At 65.0% G+C, this 19,787-nt stretch carries 21 protein-coding genes and 2 pseudogenes; 13 read left to right on the forward strand and 10 right to left on the reverse strand.

The genetic code is table 11. From position 1 onward, the window contains the following. Positions 1–131: 131 nt before the first annotated feature. The 4 genes from AC3WLE_RS20140 to AC3WLE_RS20155 form a co-directional block, all read right to left on the reverse strand. Positions 132–452 (reverse strand): type II toxin-antitoxin system PemK/MazF family toxin, encoded by a 321-nt coding sequence (locus tag AC3WLE_RS20140; protein ID WP_492317890.1) that lies wholly within the window; start codon positions 450–452, stop codon positions 132–134. Continuing rightward, complete coding sequence (locus tag AC3WLE_RS20145; RefSeq protein ID WP_340526238.1) at positions 446–694, reverse strand: AbrB/MazE/SpoVT family DNA-binding domain-containing protein; 249 nt, start codon at positions 692–694, stop codon at positions 446–448. The genes AC3WLE_RS20140 and AC3WLE_RS20145 overlap by 7 nt, the downstream gene beginning before the upstream one ends. Positions 695–859: 165 nt before the next feature. Continuing rightward, complete coding sequence (locus AC3WLE_RS20150; protein WP_010810622.1) at positions 860–1,267, reverse strand: VOC family protein; 408 nt, start codon at positions 1,265–1,267, stop codon at positions 860–862. Positions 1,268–1,382: 115 nt separating this feature from the next. Continuing rightward, a complete protein-coding gene (locus tag AC3WLE_RS20155) occupies positions 1,383–2,057 on the reverse strand; it encodes an SGNH/GDSL hydrolase family protein (RefSeq protein WP_492356481.1) in 675 nt (224 codons plus the stop codon). Between the two features lie 141 nt (positions 2,058–2,198). On the opposite strand from AC3WLE_RS20155, the gene AC3WLE_RS20160 reads away from it, so the two are divergent. Together AC3WLE_RS20160 and AC3WLE_RS20165 are read left to right on the forward strand one after the other, a co-directional pair. Next, on the forward strand, positions 2,199–2,669 hold the full coding sequence (locus AC3WLE_RS20160; RefSeq protein WP_037024113.1) for an SRPBCC family protein: 471 nt from the start codon (positions 2,199–2,201) through the stop codon (positions 2,667–2,669). Next, positions 2,666–4,147, forward strand: coding sequence for a DHA2 family efflux MFS transporter permease subunit (locus AC3WLE_RS20165; protein WP_492317887.1), 1,482 nt, complete (start codon positions 2,666–2,668; stop codon positions 4,145–4,147). Before AC3WLE_RS20160 ends, AC3WLE_RS20165 begins: the two co-directional genes overlap by 4 nt. A gap of 25 nt (positions 4,148–4,172) precedes the next feature. On the opposite strand, the gene AC3WLE_RS20170 is transcribed toward AC3WLE_RS20165, so the two are convergent. Continuing rightward, complete coding sequence (locus AC3WLE_RS20170; protein ID WP_492356482.1) at positions 4,173–4,442, reverse strand: acyl-CoA-binding protein; 270 nt, start codon at positions 4,440–4,442, stop codon at positions 4,173–4,175. A 130-nt stretch (positions 4,443–4,572) separates the two neighbouring features. On the opposite strand from AC3WLE_RS20170, the gene tsaB reads away from it, so the two are divergent. The 4 genes from tsaB to AC3WLE_RS20190 are packed head-to-tail and all read left to right on the forward strand — an operon-like array spanning position 4,573 to position 7,865. Next, positions 4,573–5,331, forward strand: a complete 759-nt coding sequence (gene tsaB / locus AC3WLE_RS20175) for a tRNA (adenosine(37)-N6)-threonylcarbamoyltransferase complex dimerization subunit type 1 TsaB (RefSeq protein WP_492317885.1) — start codon at positions 4,573–4,575, stop codon at positions 5,329–5,331. After that, positions 5,328–5,888, forward strand: a complete 561-nt coding sequence (gene rimI / locus AC3WLE_RS20180) for a ribosomal protein S18-alanine N-acetyltransferase (RefSeq protein WP_492317884.1) — start codon at positions 5,328–5,330, stop codon at positions 5,886–5,888. Before tsaB ends, rimI begins: the two co-directional genes overlap by 4 nt. Further along, positions 5,885–6,754 carry a uracil-DNA glycosylase gene (locus tag AC3WLE_RS20185; RefSeq protein WP_492356483.1) on the forward strand — a complete coding sequence of 290 codons (870 nt, stop codon included), beginning with the start codon at positions 5,885–5,887 and terminating at the stop codon, positions 6,752–6,754. The genes rimI and AC3WLE_RS20185 overlap by 4 nt, the downstream gene beginning before the upstream one ends. Then, complete coding sequence (locus AC3WLE_RS20190) at positions 6,729–7,865, forward strand: DUF1853 family protein (RefSeq protein ID WP_492317882.1); 1,137 nt, start codon at positions 6,729–6,731, stop codon at positions 7,863–7,865. Before AC3WLE_RS20185 ends, AC3WLE_RS20190 begins: the two co-directional genes overlap by 26 nt. Positions 7,866–7,880: 15 nt before the next feature. On the opposite strand, the gene lplT is transcribed toward AC3WLE_RS20190, so the two are convergent. After that, a complete protein-coding gene (gene lplT, locus AC3WLE_RS20195; protein ID WP_492317881.1) occupies positions 7,881–9,200 on the reverse strand; it encodes a lysophospholipid transporter LplT in 1,320 nt (439 codons plus the stop codon). Between the two features lie 569 nt (positions 9,201–9,769). On the opposite strand from lplT, the gene alr reads away from it, so the two are divergent. The 4 genes from alr (at position 9,770) to AC3WLE_RS20215 (ending at position 13,545) form a co-directional block, all read left to right on the forward strand. Continuing rightward, on the forward strand, positions 9,770–10,891 hold the full coding sequence (gene alr / locus AC3WLE_RS20200; protein WP_492317880.1) for an alanine racemase: 1,122 nt from the start codon (positions 9,770–9,772) through the stop codon (positions 10,889–10,891). A gap of 95 nt (positions 10,892–10,986) precedes the next feature. Then, positions 10,987–12,348: a DNA repair protein RadA gene (gene radA / locus AC3WLE_RS20205; protein WP_492317879.1), complete on the forward strand. Its 1,362-nt coding sequence runs from the start codon at positions 10,987–10,989 to the stop codon at positions 12,346–12,348. A 3-nt stretch (positions 12,349–12,351) separates the two neighbouring features. Then, positions 12,352–12,915: a GNAT family N-acetyltransferase gene (locus AC3WLE_RS20210; RefSeq protein ID WP_492317878.1), complete on the forward strand. Its 564-nt coding sequence runs from the start codon at positions 12,352–12,354 to the stop codon at positions 12,913–12,915. A 144-nt stretch (positions 12,916–13,059) separates the two neighbouring features. Further along, positions 13,060–13,545 (forward strand): disulfide bond formation protein B, encoded by a 486-nt coding sequence (locus AC3WLE_RS20215; RefSeq protein WP_010810635.1) that lies wholly within the window; start codon positions 13,060–13,062, stop codon positions 13,543–13,545. A gap of 113 nt (positions 13,546–13,658) precedes the next feature. On the opposite strand, the pseudogene AC3WLE_RS20220 reads toward AC3WLE_RS20215, so the two are convergent. The 3 genes and pseudogenes from AC3WLE_RS20220 to AC3WLE_RS20230 all read right to left on the reverse strand — a co-directional run. Beyond that, positions 13,659–13,835, reverse strand: a pseudogene (locus AC3WLE_RS20220) (transposase); the annotation flags it as partial. Between the two features lie 68 nt (positions 13,836–13,903). Further along, positions 13,904–15,331, reverse strand: coding sequence for an NAD(P)-binding domain-containing protein (locus AC3WLE_RS20225; RefSeq protein WP_492356484.1), 1,428 nt, complete (start codon positions 15,329–15,331; stop codon positions 13,904–13,906). 3 nt (positions 15,332–15,334) lie between these two features. Beyond that, positions 15,335–15,637, reverse strand: coding sequence for a hypothetical protein (locus tag AC3WLE_RS20230; protein WP_492317876.1), 303 nt, complete (start codon positions 15,635–15,637; stop codon positions 15,335–15,337). Between the two features lie 270 nt (positions 15,638–15,907). Here AC3WLE_RS20230 and AC3WLE_RS20235 point away from each other — a divergent pair, with 270 nt between their 5' ends. The 3 genes from AC3WLE_RS20235 to AC3WLE_RS20245 all read left to right on the forward strand — a co-directional run bounded on the left by AC3WLE_RS20235 (position 15,908) and on the right by AC3WLE_RS20245 (position 19,196). After that, on the forward strand, positions 15,908–16,564 hold the full coding sequence (locus tag AC3WLE_RS20235) for a sugar transferase (protein WP_492317875.1): 657 nt from the start codon (positions 15,908–15,910) through the stop codon (positions 16,562–16,564). A gap of 429 nt (positions 16,565–16,993) precedes the next feature. Next, entirely contained in the window at positions 16,994–18,013 is a 1,020-nt protein-coding gene (locus tag AC3WLE_RS20240; RefSeq protein ID WP_492317947.1) for an ATP-grasp domain-containing protein, read from the forward strand. Positions 18,014–18,395: 382 nt separating this feature from the next. Continuing rightward, positions 18,396–19,196, forward strand: coding sequence for a class I SAM-dependent methyltransferase (locus AC3WLE_RS20245; RefSeq protein WP_492356485.1), 801 nt, complete (start codon positions 18,396–18,398; stop codon positions 19,194–19,196). Positions 19,197–19,423: 227 nt separating this feature from the next. Here AC3WLE_RS20245 and AC3WLE_RS20250 read toward each other — a convergent pair. Then, a pseudogene (locus AC3WLE_RS20250) lies at positions 19,424–19,733 on the reverse strand (Tn3 family transposase); the annotation flags it as partial. Between the last annotated feature and the right edge of the window lie 54 nt (positions 19,734–19,787).

Below are 19,787 nucleotides of genomic sequence, written 5' to 3' on the forward strand. Positions count from 1 at the left end.
GAGGGCCACAGATTAACGCAATTGCGTTCAGATGGCGCAGCGGGAATGAATCTGGCGTCTATTTCTTTTTCATATGCTTATGAATCTAAATGACGCCAGATTGACGGCATTAAATGCTTCTGTGCCACGGCTTAGTCTGCAAAGGCTTCGCGCAATGTCCGCAAGGTGTCTGCCACGAGCCTGTCACTCAGGCCGCCGGCCCGCCTGACCAGCCGGGACTTGTCCACGGTCCGGAGCTGGTCCAGCAGGATCAGGCCAGTTTTGCGCTGAAAAGTTACCGGGACACGAAACGGTGCCGGCCTGCTGCCGGTAGTCATTGGCGCCACGGTGACGGTGCGCAGGTAGTCGTGCATCTCCGGCGGCGAGAGGATGACGCAGGGGCGCGTTTTCTCGATCTCGCTGCCGACGGTCGGGTCAAGCGCAACCAGCCAGACGTCGCCGCGCGCTACCATTTCAGCTCCGCGTCGTCGGTGTTGGGGAAATCGCCCAGTACCAGGGCGTCGTCACCGGCCGCGGCGATGGCCTGGCTGGCTTCCGCCCAGCCTTGCCGCGGTGCTTGCTTGGGGCGCCGGAGCACCAGCGCGTCATTCACGATTTCCATTTCCACTTCATTCTCCAGACCTAGCTGTGCCAGGATTGCCTTGGGGATCAGGACACCTTGTGAGTTGCCCATCTTGCGGATCGTCGCTTTCATGCTTGTCCCTCATGGTGGTGAGCAGTGTTGACGTCAGCACAATGTTATTACCGCGCGGGCGTCAAGGAAACAGGCAAGCGCGATGCCGCATGGAAATGTGACATCCTGGCGACGCCAGGGGAACGCGAATCGTCCGAAGACTCCCGCACCGCCGGCGCCACTGGCTCAGCCGGCCACCGCCCCATATCCCTGGCCCTTCCACTCGATAAAGCACAAGCCATGGCCGAACGGGTCCGACAGCCTTGCCTGCCGTCCCCAGTCAAAATCCTGCGGCCAGTCCTCGATCTCGGCGCCGGCTTCCAGCGCGCGTTCGATGGCCTGTTCCAGGTTGGCCACGACGAAGTCGAGGTGGACCGGGGTCCAGTGGCGGCGGTAGTCGCGCCGGGTATCGGCGCGGGTGGTGGGGCGGGTGCCGGCGGGCTTGGCGAGCAGGTAGATGGGGGTGTTGCCGCCCAGCATTTCGGCAACGGTGCCGTCGAACAGCTTGCGGTTCAGCCTCAGGCCAAGCCCCTGCGCGTAGAAGTCGATGCCGCGCGGCAAATCGTCGACATCGATATTGATCAGCAACTCCATGACAGCCTCCTGGCGGCGTTCCGTGTGAGAGCGGCCGCATTGTGCGCCGGGTCTCCTGACAACTGCTGTCAGGAGTGATGTTTCAGCCGGCCAGGCAGGTGCCAGGAACGGCGCGCTAGCCGCGCAACAGCTCCCGCACCACCGGGCGCAGCGCGTCGCCGAGTGCCAGGTGCGCGTCGGCATCCAGGTGCACGCCGTCGACCTCGCTGCTCTGGATCACGGTGCCGGCGTCGAACTGCGGACAGCCCAGTTGCGTGCAGACCTCGGCCACGGCTTGCGGCAGGCCCGTCCACTTATGTTCGCCGCCGGCAAACTTGGGCGCCAGCGGCCCGCGCGGGGTGCGGATCGGGGGTGGGGTGACGACCAGCACCGGCGGCACCGGCATGCCCGGCTCGATCGGCGCGCTGCGGATCGCCTGGACCAGCGTGGCGATGCCCTGGGCGGCGTTCCAGGCGTTGTGCGGGTGCATCGACTGGAAATCGTTGTTGCCCAGCATCAGGACCACCAGCGCCAGCGGCGCGTGGATTTCAATGCGCTGCGCCAGCCCCTGCAGGCCGTTGCGGCCGGGTTTGAATGGGTCGTCCCAGACCGTGCGGCGGCCGTTCAGGCAGTCTTCGATGACGCGCACCGGGGCGCCGCCGTCGGCGTTCAGGCCCAGCTCCAGCCGGCCGGGCCAGCGCACCGGGAAGGGCAGGCGCCGGCGCGTGCCGGGCACGATGCCCCATGACAGCGAGTCGGCGTAGACAAGGATCTGCAGGGGATCGGTTTCGGCCAGCGGCGCGGCGGTCATGCGGGACTCCAGTTGGCGTGGATATTGGTCGATAAAGGGCAATGGTCCGTGTCAAGCCATGTTGCACCGCGCAGACAAAAAGGTCTCCCGAATACGCGGAGACTTCATAATATCGACTTACTGACGATCGGGAGAGTGAAGTTGCGTTTCGAGCACTTGGTTGAGATCAACGATCCAGGCAATCCTCAACTGGATCCGCTGACGCCTGACCAGCTGTGGCAAGGGCTGGTGCTGCGCGCCGAGTCGCCCGAACTCTTCGTGCTGGGGCTGGACCGCGCCGAGGTAGTCGGCCGCGGCGACAACTGGATCGATCGCGTGCTGCATTTTGGCGAGGCGTCGATCCATGACCATGTGGTGTTCGAGCCGCGCCGGCAGGTGCGCTATGAAACCGCGGCCACGGCCGAGCATGCCGGCGGCACGCTGACCATGGCGATCGAGACCCCGGGCCCGGGCGCGCTGCTGCTGCGCTTTGTCTACAACACCACCATGCCGGCGGTCGACGCCAGCGGCGATGACCGCTATGCCGAGATCGTCAAGTCCGCCTACCACGAGGCCGATATCGACACCGTGCGCAAGATCCGCGAGATCGCTGACACCGGACGGCTGGGGTGAGCGAGGGTCCCGCCACGCCGGAGGGTTCCGGCCAGCGGCCGGGTCTGCCGACCCGGCTGGCGCTGCGTGCGCGCTACGGCGAGCGGCTGCGCTGGCTGGTGCTGGTGACGCTGATGCTGGGCACGATCTCGTCGATCGTCTCGTCCACCATCATCAACGTAGCGATTCCGGACCTGAGCCGGCATTTCGTGCTGGGGCAGGAGCGCGCGCAATGGGTGGCGGCCAGCTTCATGATTGCGATGACGCTGTCGATGCTGCTGACGCCCTGGCTGCTGAACCGCTACGGGCTGCGCCGCACCTTCCTGGGGGCCTCGCTGCTGCTGGGCGCGGGCGGGCTCTTTGGCGGCTTTTCACCGACCTACGGCGTGATGATCGCGATGCGCGTGGCCGAAGGCGTCGCCGCGGGCATCATGCAGCCGCTGCCCAATATCCTGATCCTGCGCGTGTTCGAAGAGCGCGAGCAGGGCAAGGCGATCAGCATGTTCGGCTTTGGCGTGGTGCTGGCGCCGGCGCTCGGGCCCAGCCTGGGCGGCTTCCTGGTCGAGGCCTTCGGCTGGCGCTCGATCTTCTTCGTGGTGGTGCCGCTGACGCTGATCGGCGTGCTGATGGCGCGGCGCTTCATGGCGGTGGACTCGATCATGATGGGCGAGCGCCAGCCGCTGGACTGGCGCGGGCTGGGCCTGGCCGGCATTGCCACGGTCAGCCTGCTCAACGGCGTGGTCGAGATGCGCGACAGCGTGCCCGCGGGCCTGGCGCTTTTGGGCTTCGGCGTGCTGATGCTGGCGGCGTTCGTGCTGTGGCAGCTACGCGCGGCGCATCCGCTGATGAATCTGCGGCTCTACAGCTACCGGCAGTTCGCTGCCGGCGCGGTGGTGGCCTTTATCTACGGCGCGGGGCTGTTCGGCTCGACCTACCTGCTGCCGGTCTATATGCAGATGGCGCTGGAATACACGCCGTCGCGCGCGGGCCTGGTGCTGTTCCCGGCGGGCGTGATGCTGGCGCTGACGATTGCCGTATCGGGGCGCTTCACCCACAAGATCGCGCCGCATATCCAGGTGTCGTTCGGGCTGGCGCTGCTGTCGCTGTCGTTCCTGCTGATGGCGCTGGGCTCGCGCTCCACGCCATATCTGGTGCTGGTGGCGCTGGCGGTGCTGGGGCGGATCGGGCTGGGCTGCATCCTGCCGTCGCTGACGCTGGGGGCAATGCGGGGAGTGGACTTCACGCTGATCGCGCAGGGCTCGAGCTGCATCAACTTCCTGCGCCAGCTGGGCGGCGCCATCGGCGTGAGCCTGGCGGGCGTGGGCCTGCAATGGCGGCTGGCGGAGCACGGCGCGGTGCTGGGCCAGGCCGGCGACGCCGCCGTGCAGGCGGCGCGCATCCGTGCCTTCGATGAAACCTTCCTGGCCGTGGGCGTGGTGATTGCCAGTGCGATGATCGCGGCGTGGCGGATCCGGCCGCGGCCGGTGCCGGCGGCCTGAGGCCGCCGGGCCTGGCTGCGCTTGCTTAGCTGGCTGCGCCGCTGCGCAGTTCTTCCACCAGTGCGATGTACTGCTCCATCGCCTGTTCGCGCGCGGTGCCGCGCAGGGCTTCCCAGGCTTCAAACTTGTAGCGGCCGACAAAGTCGGTCATGCCGGGCTTGTCGCCGTGGGCATCGCCTTCGCTGCCTTGCTTGAACAGGGCGTACAGGCGCAGCAGGGACATGTTGCTGGGGCGCTCGCTCAGTTGCTTGACGTTGATCTGGGCCTGGTCGAAGCGTGCCGGCAGGTCGCTCATGGGGGTTCCTCCGTGTGTGCTGTCTGGATTGCGAAAGTGCAGGCCGATGATAGCCGCCCGGCGGCGCCGCGCCGTCCGTATAAAACCGAAGAAGCCCTCGATTCCGGGCGTCACCGGATACAATCGCGCCATGTCCTGGATTCTTGCTGTTGAAACTTCTACAGAGTGGTGCTCGGTCGCGCTCGGACGTGCGGTGCCGGGTGCCGGAGTCGAGTGCCTGGTGCGCCATGAGCACACTGGTGCACGCTCGTCGGCACGCGTGCTGCCGGCTGCCGGCGAGCTGCTGGCCGAAGCCGGCATCGCGCTGGCGGACTGCGCCGCGATTGCCTTTGGCGCCGGCCCGGGCTCGTTCACCGGCCTGCGCACCGCCTGCGGCGTGGCGCAGGGGCTGGCCTTCGGCGCCGGGCTGCCGGTGGTTCCGGTCAATACCCTGATGACCTGCGCCGAGCGCGCGCGCGCCGCTACTCCGGCGCTGCCGGACGACACCGCGGTGCTGGTGGCGCTGGATGCGCGCATGGATGAAGCCTATTCCGCTGCTTTCCGCTGGCATGCCAGCGCGCGGGAATGGGCACAAGTCACGCCGATGCAGGTCAGCGCGCCGGAAACCGTGCCGCTGCCCGACGGCGAATACTGGCTGGCCGGCAACGCCTCGACGGTGTTCGGCGAGCGGCTGGCGGGCCTGGCGCGCGCCGCGCGCGTGCTGCCGGAGGCGATGCCCGACGCGCAGCCGATGGTCGCGATTGCACTGCGCGCACTGGCGCGCGGCGAGGCCATCGACGCCGACCAGGCCATGCCGATCTACTTGCGCGACAAGGTCGCCCAGACCATCGCCGAACGCGAAGCCGCCGCTGCCGCCCGTGCCGCGGCCCAGGCCGGGAGCGCATCGTGAGTGCAGCCTATCCGCTCGATCCCCGCAACCACTGGCCGACCGTGCCGGCCATGCCGGTGCTGCCGGACGGCTGGGCGCTGGGCCGCATGAGCGCGCTCGACCTGGCGGCCGTGGCGGGCATCGAGGCACGTGCCTACAGCCATCCGTGGACCCGCGGCAATTTCGAGAACTCGGTCAAGTCCGGGCATCTCGGCCTGACGCTGCGCGACCCGGCCGGCACGCTGGTGGCCTACGCCGTGCTGATGCCGGTGGTCGATGAAATGCACCTGCTCAATATCACCGTCGAGCCGCGGCGCCAGCGCCAGGGGCTGGGGCGGCTGATGCTGGCGGTGGTGCTGGCCACCTCGCACGCGCACCGCATCCATACCATGCTGCTGGAAGTGCGGCCGTCCAATACCGGCGCGATCGCGCTGTACCAGGCGGCGGGGTTTGCCGAGATCGGGCGCCGCAAGGGCTATTACCCGGCCCTGGGCAGCAAGCGCGAGGACGCGCTGGTGCTGCGCCGCAGCTGGCCGGCCGAGTCCGCCGCCAATGAAGGCACGGAGGGCAGGGCATGAGCCGCCGCGCACAGTTCCTGGAAGTCCTGGGCATCCCGACCGAATGGGTGCCGCGCGAGCGCGCGGATGCGCAGGCAGAGGCGGCGCCGGAGGTGGCCGTGGCGCATGCAGCGATGCCTGTGGCCGAGGCGCCTGTGGCCGAGGTTGCCGCGGTGGTTGCCGGCCCGGCTGCGGAACCCGCCGTGCCGGTGCCGGCGCCAGTGGCGCCGCCGGTCTCCCGGGCGCCGGTTGCGCCTGCTCTGGTTCCCGCTGGCCCGGAACCCGGCTCGGCGCAAGCAGACCGCGAAGCCGTCATCGCCAGCATGGAATGGCCGGCGCTGGACGCCGCCGTGGCCGGCTGCACCGCGTGCGGCCTGTGCCAGAACCGCACCAATACCGTATTCGGCGTGGGCGACCGCCAGGCCGAATGGATGCTGGTGGGCGAAGCCCCCGGCGAGAACGAAGACCTGCAGGGCGAGCCCTTCGTGGGCCAGGCCGGCAAGCTGCTCGACAATATGCTCGGCGCGCTCGGGCTGGCGCGCGGGCGCAATGTGTTTATCGCCAACGTGCTCAAGTGCCGCCCGCCCGGCAACCGCAACCCGGAGCCCGAGGAGGTGGCGCAGTGCGAGCCGTTCCTGCGCCGCCAGATCGCGCTGGTGAAGCCCAGGGTGATCGTGGTCCTGGGCCGCTTTGCGGCGCAGTCGCTGCTGCGCACCACCACCCCGATCGGCAAGCTGCGCGGCACCGTACATAGCTATGAAGGCATCCCCGTGGTGGTGACCTACCATCCGGCTTACCTGCTGCGCACCCTGACCGACAAGGCGCGCGCCTGGGAAGACCTGTGCCTGGCCAGGGAGGTCCATGACCGTGCGGGAGCTGGGGCCTGATCTCTCCCTGACCAGCGGCGGCGACGGCAACAGGCCGTCGGGCCCGCCACTGTGGCGCCGCGCTGCGTCGGCGCGCACGCGCGACCTGGCCTGGACCACGCTCTCGCCGCCGCTGCTGGCGGCGGTGCCGGGCGCGGCCCCGGCGCGCTGGCCCGCCGGCACGCTGGCCGCCTGGCAACACTGGCTGGAAGCCGCTGACCCCGCCACGCTGCCCGCCACCATCGACGAACTGGCCGACGGCCACGCCGCCCCCTCCGCCGACGATCCCGACCAGGACCCCGCCAGCCGCAGCCTGCGCCTGGGCCGCCATGCCGAGCGGCTGCTGCATTTTGCGCTGCGCCATATGCAGGGGCTGTCGCTGCTGGCCGCCAACGTGCCGGTGCGGCGCGCCGGGCGGCAGGGTATCCGCACGCTGGGCGAACTGGACTTTATCTGGCGCGAGCAGGCGTCGGGCGCGGTGGTCCACTGGGAGATGGCGGCCAAGTTCTACCTGATGGCGCCTGGCGACAGCCAGGTGGCGCGGGCGCAGGATTTCGTCGGCCCGAACCTGGTCGACCGCCTTGGCGACAAGCTGGGCCACATCGTGCACCGCCAGCTCCCCCTTGGCTGCACCGCGGAGGCACAGGCCCTGCTGGGACATATGGTGGACCGCAGCGAGGTCTACCTGCTGGGCTGGCTGTTCTATCGCGATGGCCGGGTGCCGCCGGGGCTGGATGCGCTGGGCATCGCGCCAGACCATTTGCACGGCTGGTGGTCCACGCTCGATGACTGGGCCGCCCGCGCTGCCGCGCGGCCCGGCTTGCGCTGGTGCCGCCTGCCGCGTACCGGCTGGCTGTCGGGCGCGCTGGTGCCCGAATCCGGCACGGAAGAAGTCGGCGCGCTGCGCGCGATGCTGGCGCAGCGCTTTGCCGACCCGCGCCATGACCACGGCTGGCGGCGCGAATCGCCGGTGATGCTGTGCGAACTGGAACCGGCCGGGCCGGAGGCGCCGGGCTGGTGGCGCGAATGCTCGCGCGGGTTCGTGGTGCCACCGGGGTGGGAGGAGCGGGCGCTGGCGCGGGCGGCGGAGCCGCCAAGGCCAGGGCCGCAGGCCGCGCAGGACGCGGCCTGACCCTCGCTGCGCCGGCTAGTGGTGCTTGTCCTCGCCGATCATCGCCAGCGAGTTGAAGGTGCGCGCGTTGTACTTGTGCAGCTTGAGCACCAGCGCCATGGTCACGCAGATAAACAGGCCCAGTGCGACGATGACCACGCCGATCGGCACGTTCAGCTTGATCAGCAGCGCATACAGGCACAGCATCAGCAGCACCGAGACGTTCTCATTGAAGTTCTGCACCGCGATGGAGTGGCCGGCCGACAGCAGCACGTGCCCGCGGTGCTGCAGCAGCGCGTTCATCGGCACCACGAAGTAGCCCGACATGGCGCCCACCACCATCAGGAATACATAGGCGATGGCCATGTACAGCGGCATATGCATGCCCAGCACGTCCAGCGTGACATTGGGCATCGCATCCTTGGTGTAGAACGCCATGATCATCACGGTGGCGCCCATGGCCACGCCAAAGGGCAGCACCGACAGCGACTTGCGCAGCGGGATGCGCGCCGCGGCCAGGATCGCGCCCACGGCCACGCCCACGGCCACCACGGCCTGCAGCAGCGCGCCCTGGGACAGGTTCAGGCCCAGCGATTTCTCGGCCCACTTCAGCACGATGAACTGCAGCGTGGCGCCCACGCCCCAGAACAGCGTGGTCACCGCCAGCGAGATCTGGCCCAGCTTGTCGCGCCACAGCGCCACGAAGCAGTCGCCGAACTCGGCGATCAGCCTGATCGGGTTCTTTTCCTGCGCCGGATAGCGGGCGCCGGTATCGGGGATAAACAGGTTGAAGATCGAGGCGACCACGTAGAACAGCATGATCACCACCATCGCGGCCTCGGCCGGGGTGTCGATCCCGGTGTTCAGGAACGGCACATCCAGTTGCAGCAGCATGCCTGACACGTGCACGGAAATCAGCGCGCCGCCGACCACGGTGCCCAGGATGATCGAGCCCACCGTCAGGCCTTCGATCCAGCCGTTGGCCAGCACCAGTTTCTCCGGCGGCAGCAGCTCGGTCAGGATGCCGTACTTGGCCGGCGAGTACGCCGCCGCGCCGAATCCCACCACGCCATACGCCAGCAGCGGGTGCAGCCCGAACATCATGATGGCGCAGCCGACCACCTTGATGGCGTTGGTGATGAGCATCACCCGCCCCTTGGGCATGGAATCGGCAAAGGCGCCGACGAAGGCGGCGAGAACGACGTAGGAAAGAACGAAGAACAGCTTGAGCAGCGGAGTCATCCACTGCGGGGAATGCAATTCGGTGAGAAGGGCGATGGCGGCGATCAGTAAGGCATTGTCGGCCAGCGAAGAAAAAAACTGCGCGGCCATGATGGTGTAAAAACCCTTCTTCATGCTGTCGACTTTTTCTCCATCGCGAGCTCCGCTCAGGTTGGCCAGGCTGGCGCCCACCGGGGAGGCCATGGTTTGCAGGGAACCTTGTGCCGCGGCCGTGTCGAATTGTGTCTGTGGTGCTGCGCTGCGGCGCCTTGAGGCTTGCCTGACAGTCATTGACATAATGCTTCGCTTTTAGAACATGGCCGGAGCGTCCGGCTTTATATCACGAAAACATGACATTCCCGAACCCCGGCAAGGGCTCTTTTTGACAGCGGATTGCCGCGCCGATTCCCCAATGACCCCCGGCAACGGCATCTGAATGTGTTCAAATAACGACTGCGATCGCGACCAGCCGACCAGGTCTTCCCTGATCTGGTGCGTGGTCGAACCGATATGGTGACTGGGATACACGGGCCTGCCAATTCCGCACATTCCCGCATGCCAGTCGCCGCAACATGCTGCTGCACACCGACAGGTGACGTTTGCGCCATCGATACTGAGACAGAGCCGTCCTTCCAGCGCCCGCGCGGCCGCCCATGCCGTCAGCGCCGCCTGCTTGCTCGTCCGCTTCCTGAGATGTGACTTCCATGCCAAGACCCATCCACGCTGTCATCCACCAACCCGCCCTGGCCAACAATCTCGACATCATCCGCCGCAAGGCGCCGGAGTCGCGCATCTGGGCGGTGGTCAAGGCCAATGCCTACGGCCACGGCATCCGCCGCGTCTTTGCCGCCCTGCGGGGCGCCGACGGTTTCGGCCTGCTGGACCTGAACGAGGCCGTGCTGCTGCGCGACCTTGGCTGGCAGGGCCCGATCCTGCTGCTGGAGGGCTTCTTCCAGCCGCAGGACGTTGCCGTCATCGAACAATACCGCCTGACCACCGCGATCCATTGCGACGAGCAACTGCGCATGCTGGAAAGCGCACGCGCCAAGGGGCCGCTGGCAATCCAGCTCAAGCTCAATACCGGCATGAACCGGCTCGGCTTCCATCCGGCCGCTTACCGTACCGCCTGGGAGCGCGCACGCGCCATGCCCTGCGTGGGCAGTATCGTCCATATGACGCATTTTTCCGATGCGGATAGTGCCCGAGGCATCGCCCACCAGATCGAGGCCTTCGACGCCGCCACGGCCAACCTGCCGGGCGAGGCCAGCCTGTCGAACTCGGCCGCGGTGCTGTGGCACCCGCAGGCGCACCGCGCCTGGGTGCGCCCGGGCATCATCCTGTACGGCGCCTCGCCGACCGGGCGCGATGCCGATATTGCCGGCACCGGCCTGCAGCCCGCCATGTCGCTGCACAGCGAACTGATCTCGGTGCAGGACCTGCAGCCGGGCGATACCGTCGGCTACGGCTCCTTGTTCACCGCCGAGCGGCCGATGCGCATCGGCGTGGTGGCGTGCGGCTATGCCGACGGCTACCCGCGCCATGCGTCGGGCTGGGGCGAGCAGCGCGCGCCGGTGCTGGTCGATGGCGTGCGCACCGAACTGGTCGGGCGCGTGTCGATGGACATGCTGTGCGTGGACCTGACCCCGTGCCCGAAGGCCAGGGTCGGCAGCCCGGTCACGCTGTGGGGCCAGGGCCTGCCGATCGACGAGGTGGCGCAGGCCAGCGGCACGGTGGGCTATGAGCTGATGTGCGCGCTGGCGCCGCGCGTGCCGACCTCGGTGGCGACGATCACGGCCTCGGACAGCGCCGCGCCTGCCGTGGCCTGATCCGGGGCGCTGGTGCGGGCGCAGGCCCGCGCACTTACCATCTGCCGGCCGGGCCACTTGTGGGCCCGGCTCGTTTTTTCCTGCAAGGACATCCGTTGGCCAAGACCAAGACTGTCTATACGTGTACTGAATGCGGCGGCACCACGCCGCGCTGGGCCGGCCAGTGCCCGCATTGCCAGCAGTGGAACACGCTGGTGGAGACGGTGGCCGAGTCCGCCGCGAACAAGCGCTTCCAGCCGCTGGCCGCCTCGGCCACGGTGCGCAAGCTGTCGGAGATCGATGCCGCCGACGTGCCGCGCTTCTCCAGCGGCATCGATGAATTCGACCGCGTGCTGGGCGGCGGCCTGGTGTCGGGCGGGGTGGTGCTGATCGGCGGCGATCCCGGCATCGGCAAGTCCACGCTGCTGCTGCAGGCCCTGGCCAACCTTGCGGGCCAGCGCCGCGTGCTCTACGTCAGCGGCGAAGAATCCGGTGCGCAGATCGCGCTGCGCGCGCAGCGGCTGGGCGTGGAAAGCCCGTCGCTGGGGCTGCTCGCCGAAATCCAGCTGGAGAAGATCCAGGCCACGCTGGAAGTGGAAAAGCCCGAAGTCGCGGTGATCGACTCGATCCAGACGCTGTACTCAGAGGCGTTGACCTCCGCGCCGGGCTCGGTGGCGCAGGTGCGCGAATGCGCGGCGCAGCTGACGCGCATTGCCAAGAGCAGCGGCATCACCATCATCCTGGTCGGCCATGTGACCAAGGAAGGCAGCCTGGCCGGTCCGCGCGTGCTGGAGCATATCGTCGATACGGTGCTGTATTTCGAGGGCGATACCCATTCGTCGCACCGGCTGATCCGCGCCTTCAAGAACCGCTTCGGCGCGGTCAATGAGCTGGGCGTGTTTGCCATGACCGAGCGCGGCCTGCGCGGCATCAGCAATCCGTCGGCGCTGTTCCTGTCGCAGCACGAAGAGACCGTGCCGGGCTCGTGCGTGCTGGTGACGCAGGAGGGCACGCGTCCGCTGCTGGTGGAGATCCAGGCGCTGGTCGATACCGCCCATGTGCCCAACCCGCGCCGGCTGGCGGTGGGCCTTGAGCAGAACCGGCTGGCGCTGCTGCTGGCCGTGCTGCACCGGCACGCGGGCATTGCCTGCTTTGACCAGGATGTGTTCCTGAACGCGGTGGGCGGGGTCAAGATCACCGAGCCTGCCGCCGACCTCGCGGTGCTGCTGTCGATCCATTCCTCGATGCGCAACAAGCCGCTGCCGCGCGGCCTGGTGGTGTTCGGCGAAGTCGGCCTGGCCGGCGAGATCCGGCCCAGCCCGCGCGGGCAGGAGCGGCTGAAGGAAGCCGCCAAGCTGGGCTTTACGATCGCCGTGATTCCCAAGGCGAACGCGCCCAAACAGAGGATCGACGGGCTCGAAGTGATCGCGGTGGAACGCATCGAGCAGGCCATCGACCGCGTGCGCCATCTGGACTGAGCCATGGACGACGGCATCGCCTTCGAGACCGAACGCCTGCGGCTGCGCCAGTGGCGCGAGGCGGACTATGCGCCGTTTGCCGCGCTCAATGCCGATGCGCAGGTGATGCGCTATTTCCCTGCGCCGCTGGCGCGTGCTGAAAGCGATGCGATGGCCGACCGCTGCCGCAGCCTGATCGCAGCGAAGGGATGGGGCGTCTGGGTGGCGGAGCGCAAGGCGGACGGTGTTTTCCTGGGGTTTGTCGGACTGCACGAACCCACCGCGGCGCTGCCGTTCGCGCCTTGCGTGGAGATCGCCTGGCGCCTGGCGCGGCACGCCTGGGGCAGCGGCTACGCGACCGAGGCGGCACGCGGCGCGCTTGCCTGGGGCTTTGAGCGGCTGGGGCTGGATGAGATCGTGTCCTTCACGACACTCGCCAACGCCCGCTCGCGGGCGGTCATGGAAAGGCTCGGCATGCGTGAGGATGCCGTGGGTTTCGAGCATCCCGCGTTGCCGCAAGGGCACCCCTTGCGGCCCCACTGCCTGTACCGTTTGCCGCGCACGGCGTGGCAGGCAGCCGGCGCATAGCACACCTGCGTCAATCCGCCACAGGGCAGGGGGCTTGCGCTGCGTGTGACGCCAACTGCAGGCGCTGCAAAATAGGTAATAATGCGCAGCAATGCCGCGCCATCAACCGACGGCAGCGCTTACCGGATTACCTGATCACCCACTATGCAAGCCAACTCTCGCGCCTATTTCCTGCTGATCGCCCTCGTTTCCTTCGGCCTGGTCGGCGTTGCGCTCTACCTGCAGTTTGAAAAGGGCTACCAGCCTTGCCCGCTCTGCGTGATGCAGCGCTTTGCCTTTATCGGCATCGGCATCTTCTCGCTGCTGGCCGCGGTGGCGCAGAACACGCGCTCGCTGTGGCAGGGCCTGGGCATGCTGTCCGGCATCGCCGGGATTGCGGTGGCGGTCTACCACGTGTCGCTGCTGCTCAATCCCAAGGCCAGCTGCGGCATCGATCCGCTGGAGAACTGGGTCAACGCGCTGCCGACTGCCAAGGCGCTGCCGCAGGTGTTCTACGCGGATGGCCTGTGCACCGCGCCGCTGCCGCCGGTGCTGGGGCTGTCGGTGCCGGCATGGTCGCTGATCTGGCTGTTTATCCTGACGCTGACGCTGGCGGTGGGGTTGATCCGGCGCGAGAAGAATTTCCGCTGAGTGGTGAACTGATAAGGAAACCGGCGCACCAGGCGCCGGTGTTTGTTTGATGCAACGGATTTTCGAGCAGCGCTGGTTTGCTTTGACGTAGTCGGGTAGTACCTGTTGCGCAGGGCCAGCCACAGTAGCTTGATCGCCGCCGCCACGGCCCGGCACTCCTTCCTGCTGGCGTATTCCAGGCTGTTGCGGATCAGATGCACGATGCAGGACTGCAGCCTCGTTTGGGGGAACACGGCGTTCAGGGCCTGTTCCATGCCCTTGAGGCCGTCTGCCACCGCAGTCAGGATATCCCGGGTGCAGTGGTCCGGCTTGCCACTACTCCGTCTCGCTCTTAGCAAGTTGAGAGCGCCTTCTGAAACTATTCGATATTATTTCCCGGGGCCTGAAGTATGCTTTGTCCATGCAGGCCGCTGCCACCACTTCCCTCGACCAGCTCCGAAGGGAGGGCCTGTGACTGGGCGACGGAAATCCTGGTTTCATTCTTGAAGCATCTACTGATGTGCCGTGCCAACTGTGGAGCCGCATATTTTGCGCCATAGATGAAACGCAGAGCAGGCCCAAAGCTCAGCGCGGCGGCCGGCCCAACCACATATAGGTCGCGTACATTGGTTTCGAAATTGCGCGTCAGACTTGGCGAGCCGTCAATGAGTGAAAGCGAATTCAAGAGTTCCTGGGAAATGAAGGAATGTCTGGCCATGTCAACCTTGAACCCCGTCGCGACAACAACATGATCAGCGCTAATGCAGGACGTTTCGTTCCTGGTCGCGACCTGCAGAACTACCTGACCATTCTTGACTTCGGCCTGCCTGATTTCAGTCTGAGTCAAGATATCAATCTTGCCATCCACGCGATTGCGCAGCCACCAGGCACCCGACGGTCCCCACCCAGTCTCTAGAGTTCTCATGCGGCGCTCAAGATTCATCATGTGGAAGACAATAGGGTACTCGGACACCAAGAAGGAAGACAAAAGAGCGCTCGGAGTATTCGACTGCCAACCGCGTCCTATCCCGACGTGCGATCTCAGTAGCCTTGAGATACCCCCGCGGGAGGTACGCGGTTCATTACTCCAATTCACAGTCGCACCGCGCACGAGTAAGCGAACCCGCGCTCCGATCTCGCTCAACAGTGCTGCGAGCCCGATTGCCGACTGACCTCCGCCCACAACGACGATGTTCTTGTTCTTAGCCCATTCCAGACTCCCGAATTCGCTGGAGTGAACCACGTAAGGTGTCGGCATGCCCTGTAGTGCCGGAGGCATTTGCGAAAATCCCTTCAGACCCAAAGCCATTACCACGCGCCGCGCCGCCAGGGAACTGCCGTCGCCCAGGGCCAGCCGGAAGAATGCATCCTTGCGGTGCATATCGACAACTTCCACTGCGCGAACATGACTGACCAACTGCGACTGAAACCAAAGCCCGTATTCCACGAAGAGCTCGAGCGGCAGGTGCATACCAATCGGTTTATATTCAATACGATTGCGACGGCAATATTCTTCAATCGTATAGCCTTCCCGCGGCGCATAGAGATTCGAGGCAAATCCTTCCGAGCGCAACAGCATGCCTGGAGGCATGAAATTCCTCCAGGCATGCATTGGTTTCCCAAGAATTTGATGAGGCACGCCAGCTGAGGTCAGGTAGGCCGAAACCGATAAGCCATAGGGACCAGCTCCGATGATAACCGTATCCGTCGACGAGATCATTATTGCTCTTCCCCTTAAACTTGCCTGGCTTGCGGAGCCGCGCAGTACGGACCACCGCATGATGCTGCGGTGCAGAAAATCATTCATGAATCATTTTTCCGGTGCTGTCATGTCTTCGATAAAATCATGCCACTGAAAGTGCGAACCAAATAACCACAGGCATGGCGCGACCATAGTGCGGCGCCTTGAGAGATCAACCGCACTATTGACTTCACGATTGACCATCGGGCGCGCCAATCCAAGCAATTGAACAGTTGCGATCGCCCTATTCAGCGTGTCCAATAGATCAGCGTGGCGTGCTGCACAGCGATTTCCGATTGCTTCTATCGTGCCGTCCAGCCAGATTAAGGCAATCCAGAACCAGGCCGCCGTGTCATCTGTACGGGCGCGCACACTCGCTTTCTTGATTCTCTTTCGGGTGGCCGGACACGGCTTGCGCGCAGGCGCAGGTCGTCAGAGCCATGTATGCCATGGCGGACATAGTCGAATTCCTGGCGATGCAACCGTTCCAGCACCGGTGGCGCGGCGCAACGTGGCCTCGACCACATTTTGGTCCTTCACACGGAGGCTCGGCTTTGGTTAGATAGACGCCGGAGCGGAAATCCATTGTCTGTCAGGGGATGGCCATGAATGCCGCTGCGGGACGAACTGGGCGGATCGATCATGAAGCGTTTGTTCGACATAGTTTTCGCCTCCATGGCATTGCTCGTGCTGGCCATTCCGTTGCTGATCCTGGCTGGCGCAGTGCGATGGAAGCTGGGCAGTCCGGTGCTGTTTCGTGCAACACGTGCAGGCCTGGGTGCCAGGCCATTCGAAGTCGTGAAGTTCCGAACCATGACGGAAGAGCGAGGCCCTGATGACGAGCTCTTGCCGGATGATGACAGGCTCACGCCGTTCGGCAATTTTCTGCGCCGCTCCAGTCTCGATGAGCTGCCTCAGTTCTGGTGCGTTCTGGTGGGCGACATGAGTGTCATTGGTCCACGGCCTTTGCCGATGAAGTACCTGCCGTTCTACTCACCGGACCAGGCACGTCGTCATCTGGTCCGTCCCGGCATTTCCGGCTGGGCGCAGGTGAACGGGCGGAACTCTCTGAGCTGGGAAGATAAGTTTCACTTCGACACCTGGTATGTGGACCACTGCTCTTTCTGGCTGGATCTGAAGATCCTCTGGCTCACGGTGGGCACTGTCATGGACCGCCAGGGCATCAACGCCGCGGGGGATCTGACCGTGCCTTCATTTACAGGCAGCCCAGGCACCCAGTACGTCGCCAGCGAGTCCGAGGCCGCGCAGAAAGAAGAAGTTCCGATTCGCACGGCATGACGAGTGTTCATGCTGAATACCGCATGTTCTCCTTGTGACCATGCTTCTCTCGCGAAGAGATCGATGCCGTATCGTGGCAGTTCAGCTCGAACAAGACAAACTACCGGACCAGGAGGGGACGGCCGTTGGTGAGAGGCTGTGCCGGTGGGTGCTCAAAGGCGTGTTGCCACTACGTGAATTGGCGCACGTATCGTGCTTCTTTCCTGCCGGTGATTCTGATTAGATGGTACGTGGTACGGTTGGGCGCAGGACAATGGCCGCAGTTCTGGCGGGACGGCTTCGCGCGATCGGTGAACCCAGGTTCAAGGACTGCAAGGAAGAAAGTGCCGGCGCTCCAGCCGCAGGGCCGAAATCCGGTCCGACGAAAGCATCGAAAGACCTGTGAGGCTATGGCAGGGTCATTTTGATTGGAATGACATTGGGGTGAAGATGAACGTTCTTTTGACCTGCATAGGTAGACGGCGCTATCTGGTGGAGTATTTCAAGTCGGAGCTAAGCGGGACCGGCATGGTGCTTGGGGTGGACATGCAACGCGGCGCGCCGGCCGCGAGCGCATGCGACATGTTCTTGGTAGGCCCCGACGTCTTAGCGGATAACTACATCGACTTCCTGATCGATGTATGCAGGGTGCATCGGGTCTCGGCCCTCCTGTCGCTGAATGACTTGGAGCTCCCGCTCATTGCAGAGCACGCTCAACGGTTTCGGGAAATCGGAACGATACCGGTCATCTCGTCGGCAGGGGTCATTAACCTTTGCGCGGACAAGTTCCTGACTGCGCAGTTCGCCGAATCAATCGGGCTGTGCACGCCGCGCAGCTATGCGACCCTCGAAAGCGCAGAGCATGCCATTGCGACGGGCTCGGTAGCCTTCCCTCTGATTGTCAAGCCCCGCTGGGGCAGCGCAAGTTTTGGCATCTTCGTGGTCGAGGACCTGAACGAGCTTCGCTTCGCCCGTGCGTACTGCCAGCGGATCCTGCTGAAATCGATTTTCGCAAAGATGGGACAGCCAGGGATGGAGGTGCTGATCCAGGAAGTGATCTCGGGCCAGGAGTACGGGCTCGATATCTTCAACGATCTTGAGGCGAGGCCGATCGGGTTTGCGGTCCGCAAGAAGCTGTCGATGCGGGCGGGGGAGACGGACCGGGCGATCACTGTCGAAAGCGCGCCATTCAACGACCTGGCCACGCGAATCAGTCGCGAATTGCGGCACATCGGCAATGTCGACTGCGATGTGATCGAGCGCGACGGGCGTCAGTACCTGCTGGAGATGAATCCAAGATTCGGAGGAGGCTATCCCTTTACCCATATAGCGGGAGCCAACCTGGTGCGGATACTGCTGAATTGCGTGCGCGGCGGGCAGCAAGGGCAGGAAGTCCGCTATCAGGCCGGTATCGAACTGGCCAAGTGCGACTACCCGGTCGGCGTGGGAGCATGGGTTGAGGAGGGATAAAGGCAGGCGATAACGAGCAATGCAACAGGACGGAGCAGCCACACTCGTCCGAGATGGATCTTGAACCAGACTGTCGGCAAATCGCGGCGATTTCCGTGAGCGGTTGCGCGCTCATTTCCATGGCGCGCCGGGTCAATTCGGCAGCTGAGCACAGCGAGGCAGATGCCCGGGAGCCGCCAGGCGACAGGTGCCGGCCAAATGCGTCCCCTCGTGAAGAGCGTCATCGGTCAGATGCTTGCCGACGCGCCATACACTGGACCTTTTTGACATTCCGATGTGCGAAACCAGACATTGTGCGGTTTGCACACCCGATAGATTGAGGGCTCGCGACCCGCCCGCCCCGGGCCGTCCACATTTCGCCACTCTTTGCAGGAGGCATATTGTGAACACTTCAAGCATACCGACCAAGCCTTTGCGCACTGTGTTGATGCAACGGCTGAAACAACGGCTCAAGCCGTACACGCCAGCCTGGTTGCTGAAATACCACCACGACCGGACCATCCGCAAAGACCGCGCCCTGTATCAAGGAAAGGCGCTTCGCGAGGTGTTTTCCCATGTCTACGAAACCGGGGGGTGGGGCGTGGCGAAGGACCACTCCGGGTTCTACAGCGGGAGCAGTTCTCATGATCCGGCGATCGTCGACACCTATGTCGAAGCCGTAACGGCCTACCTCGGCTCGTTGCCATACCGGCCAGACGTGGTTGACCTCGGTTGCGGCGATTTCAATGTCGGCAGCCGTATCCGGCCGGCTTGCGCACGCTACATTGCTTGCGACGTGGTCGAGGCAGTCATCCAGTCGAACCGCACCAGGTTCTCCAGTCTTGATGTGGACTTCCGGTGCCTCGACATCACAAGCGAGCCCTGGCCGAGAGGTGACGTCGTTTTCCTGCGCCAGGTGCTCGATCATCTGGACAACGCACGCATTGCCGGCGTGCTTGCCAGCCTGACGCCATACAAGAGCCTGATTCTGACTGAGTACTTGCCTCTGGCACCCGATTTCCCGCCAAATCTCGACAAGCCGATCGGTCCTGGTCTCCGGATTTGGGGGGCTATACCAAGCGGGATCGTGGTGACGGAGCCGCCGTTCGAGCTGAAAGCCTTGTCGACGCGGATACTCTGCGAGGTGCAGGACAACGTAGGCGTCATTCGTACCATGGCGTACGAACTGCCTCGGCAAACCTAACTGAACCTCTGCCAAGATGTAACGTGCCGTCCTTGACGGTGGCAAGGGATTTTGACGTAGGAGACCAGGGCCGGTTCGAGGGCCGGCAGCTCGGCAGCGACGGCCCAGGCGGCAGTTCGGGTCCGGTTAATTGGATGATCGGCGATGCGGCCCAGCACTTGGCGCGGGTAGTCTCGGTGCTGAGGCCGCTGAGCTGGCTGTGCCGATGAGCGTGTACCCACTGCGCCCGAAAAGAGGCGGTCACTGTTACGATACCTGGAGGTGGGATCGGCTCGGTAAAGTTTCAGGTCCTGCCAGTTGCGAATCCACGGCATCAGCTTGATGCCAAGCAGGTAGGTAAAGGCGAAAACGGCGGCCGACTGCGCCTGGGTGTCGGCATGCACGGTGCCGGCCTCCACGCTCAAGCCTGTCTTGAGCGGGCCCTCGATGAGGTAGGCCTCCCACACGCCGACGCCGGGCGATGTAGTTGTCGGCAACATGGCGGTAGGCCACCGCTCCCATCTTGCGGTGGCGCAAGTGGTAACCCGCCGGCAGAGAATAATGTTGGCCAGAACGTCCATGGCCGTTCCCGTGACAAGCAGCGCCAAACTC

It is taken from the genome of Cupriavidus sp. FW306-1B-F12B (assembly GCF_058781795.1).

Excerpts from the sequence above, each read along its gene's own strand:
- AC3WLE_RS20150 (WP_010810622.1), bottom strand. The coding sequence starts at position 1,267 with ATGGAGTTGCTGATCAATATCGATGTCGACGATTTGCCGCGCGGCATC.
- AC3WLE_RS20210 (WP_492317878.1), top strand. The coding sequence starts at position 12,352 with ATGGACGACGGCATCGCCTTCGAGACCGAACGCCTGCGGCTGCGCCAG.
- tsaB (WP_492317885.1), top strand. The coding sequence starts at position 4,573 with ATGTCCTGGATTCTTGCTGTTGAAACTTCTACAGAGTGGTGCTCGGTC.
- AC3WLE_RS20240 (WP_492317947.1), top strand. The coding sequence starts at position 16,994 with ATGAACGTTCTTTTGACCTGCATAGGTAGACGGCGCTATCTGGTGGAG.
- AC3WLE_RS20140 (WP_492317890.1), bottom strand. The coding sequence starts at position 452 with ATGGTAGCGCGCGGCGACGTCTGGCTGGTTGCGCTTGACCCGACCGTC.
- alr (WP_492317880.1), top strand. The coding sequence starts at position 9,770 with ATGCCAAGACCCATCCACGCTGTCATCCACCAACCCGCCCTGGCCAAC.
- lplT (WP_492317881.1), bottom strand. The coding sequence starts at position 9,200 with ATGAAGAAGGGTTTTTACACCATCATGGCCGCGCAGTTTTTTTCTTCG.
- AC3WLE_RS20185 (WP_492356483.1), top strand. The coding sequence starts at position 5,885 with ATGAGCCGCCGCGCACAGTTCCTGGAAGTCCTGGGCATCCCGACCGAA.
- AC3WLE_RS20145 (WP_340526238.1), bottom strand. The coding sequence starts at position 694 with ATGAAAGCGACGATCCGCAAGATGGGCAACTCACAAGGTGTCCTGATC.
- AC3WLE_RS20215 (WP_010810635.1), top strand. The coding sequence starts at position 13,060 with ATGCAAGCCAACTCTCGCGCCTATTTCCTGCTGATCGCCCTCGTTTCC.
- AC3WLE_RS20225 (WP_492356484.1), bottom strand. The coding sequence starts at position 15,331 with ATGAATGATTTTCTGCACCGCAGCATCATGCGGTGGTCCGTACTGCGC.
- AC3WLE_RS20170 (WP_492356482.1), bottom strand. The coding sequence starts at position 4,442 with ATGAGCGACCTGCCGGCACGCTTCGACCAGGCCCAGATCAACGTCAAG.
- AC3WLE_RS20155 (WP_492356481.1), bottom strand. The coding sequence starts at position 2,057 with ATGACCGCCGCGCCGCTGGCCGAAACCGATCCCCTGCAGATCCTTGTC.
- AC3WLE_RS20190 (WP_492317882.1), top strand. The coding sequence starts at position 6,729 with ATGACCGTGCGGGAGCTGGGGCCTGATCTCTCCCTGACCAGCGGCGGC.
- AC3WLE_RS20235 (WP_492317875.1), top strand. The coding sequence starts at position 15,908 with ATGAAGCGTTTGTTCGACATAGTTTTCGCCTCCATGGCATTGCTCGTG.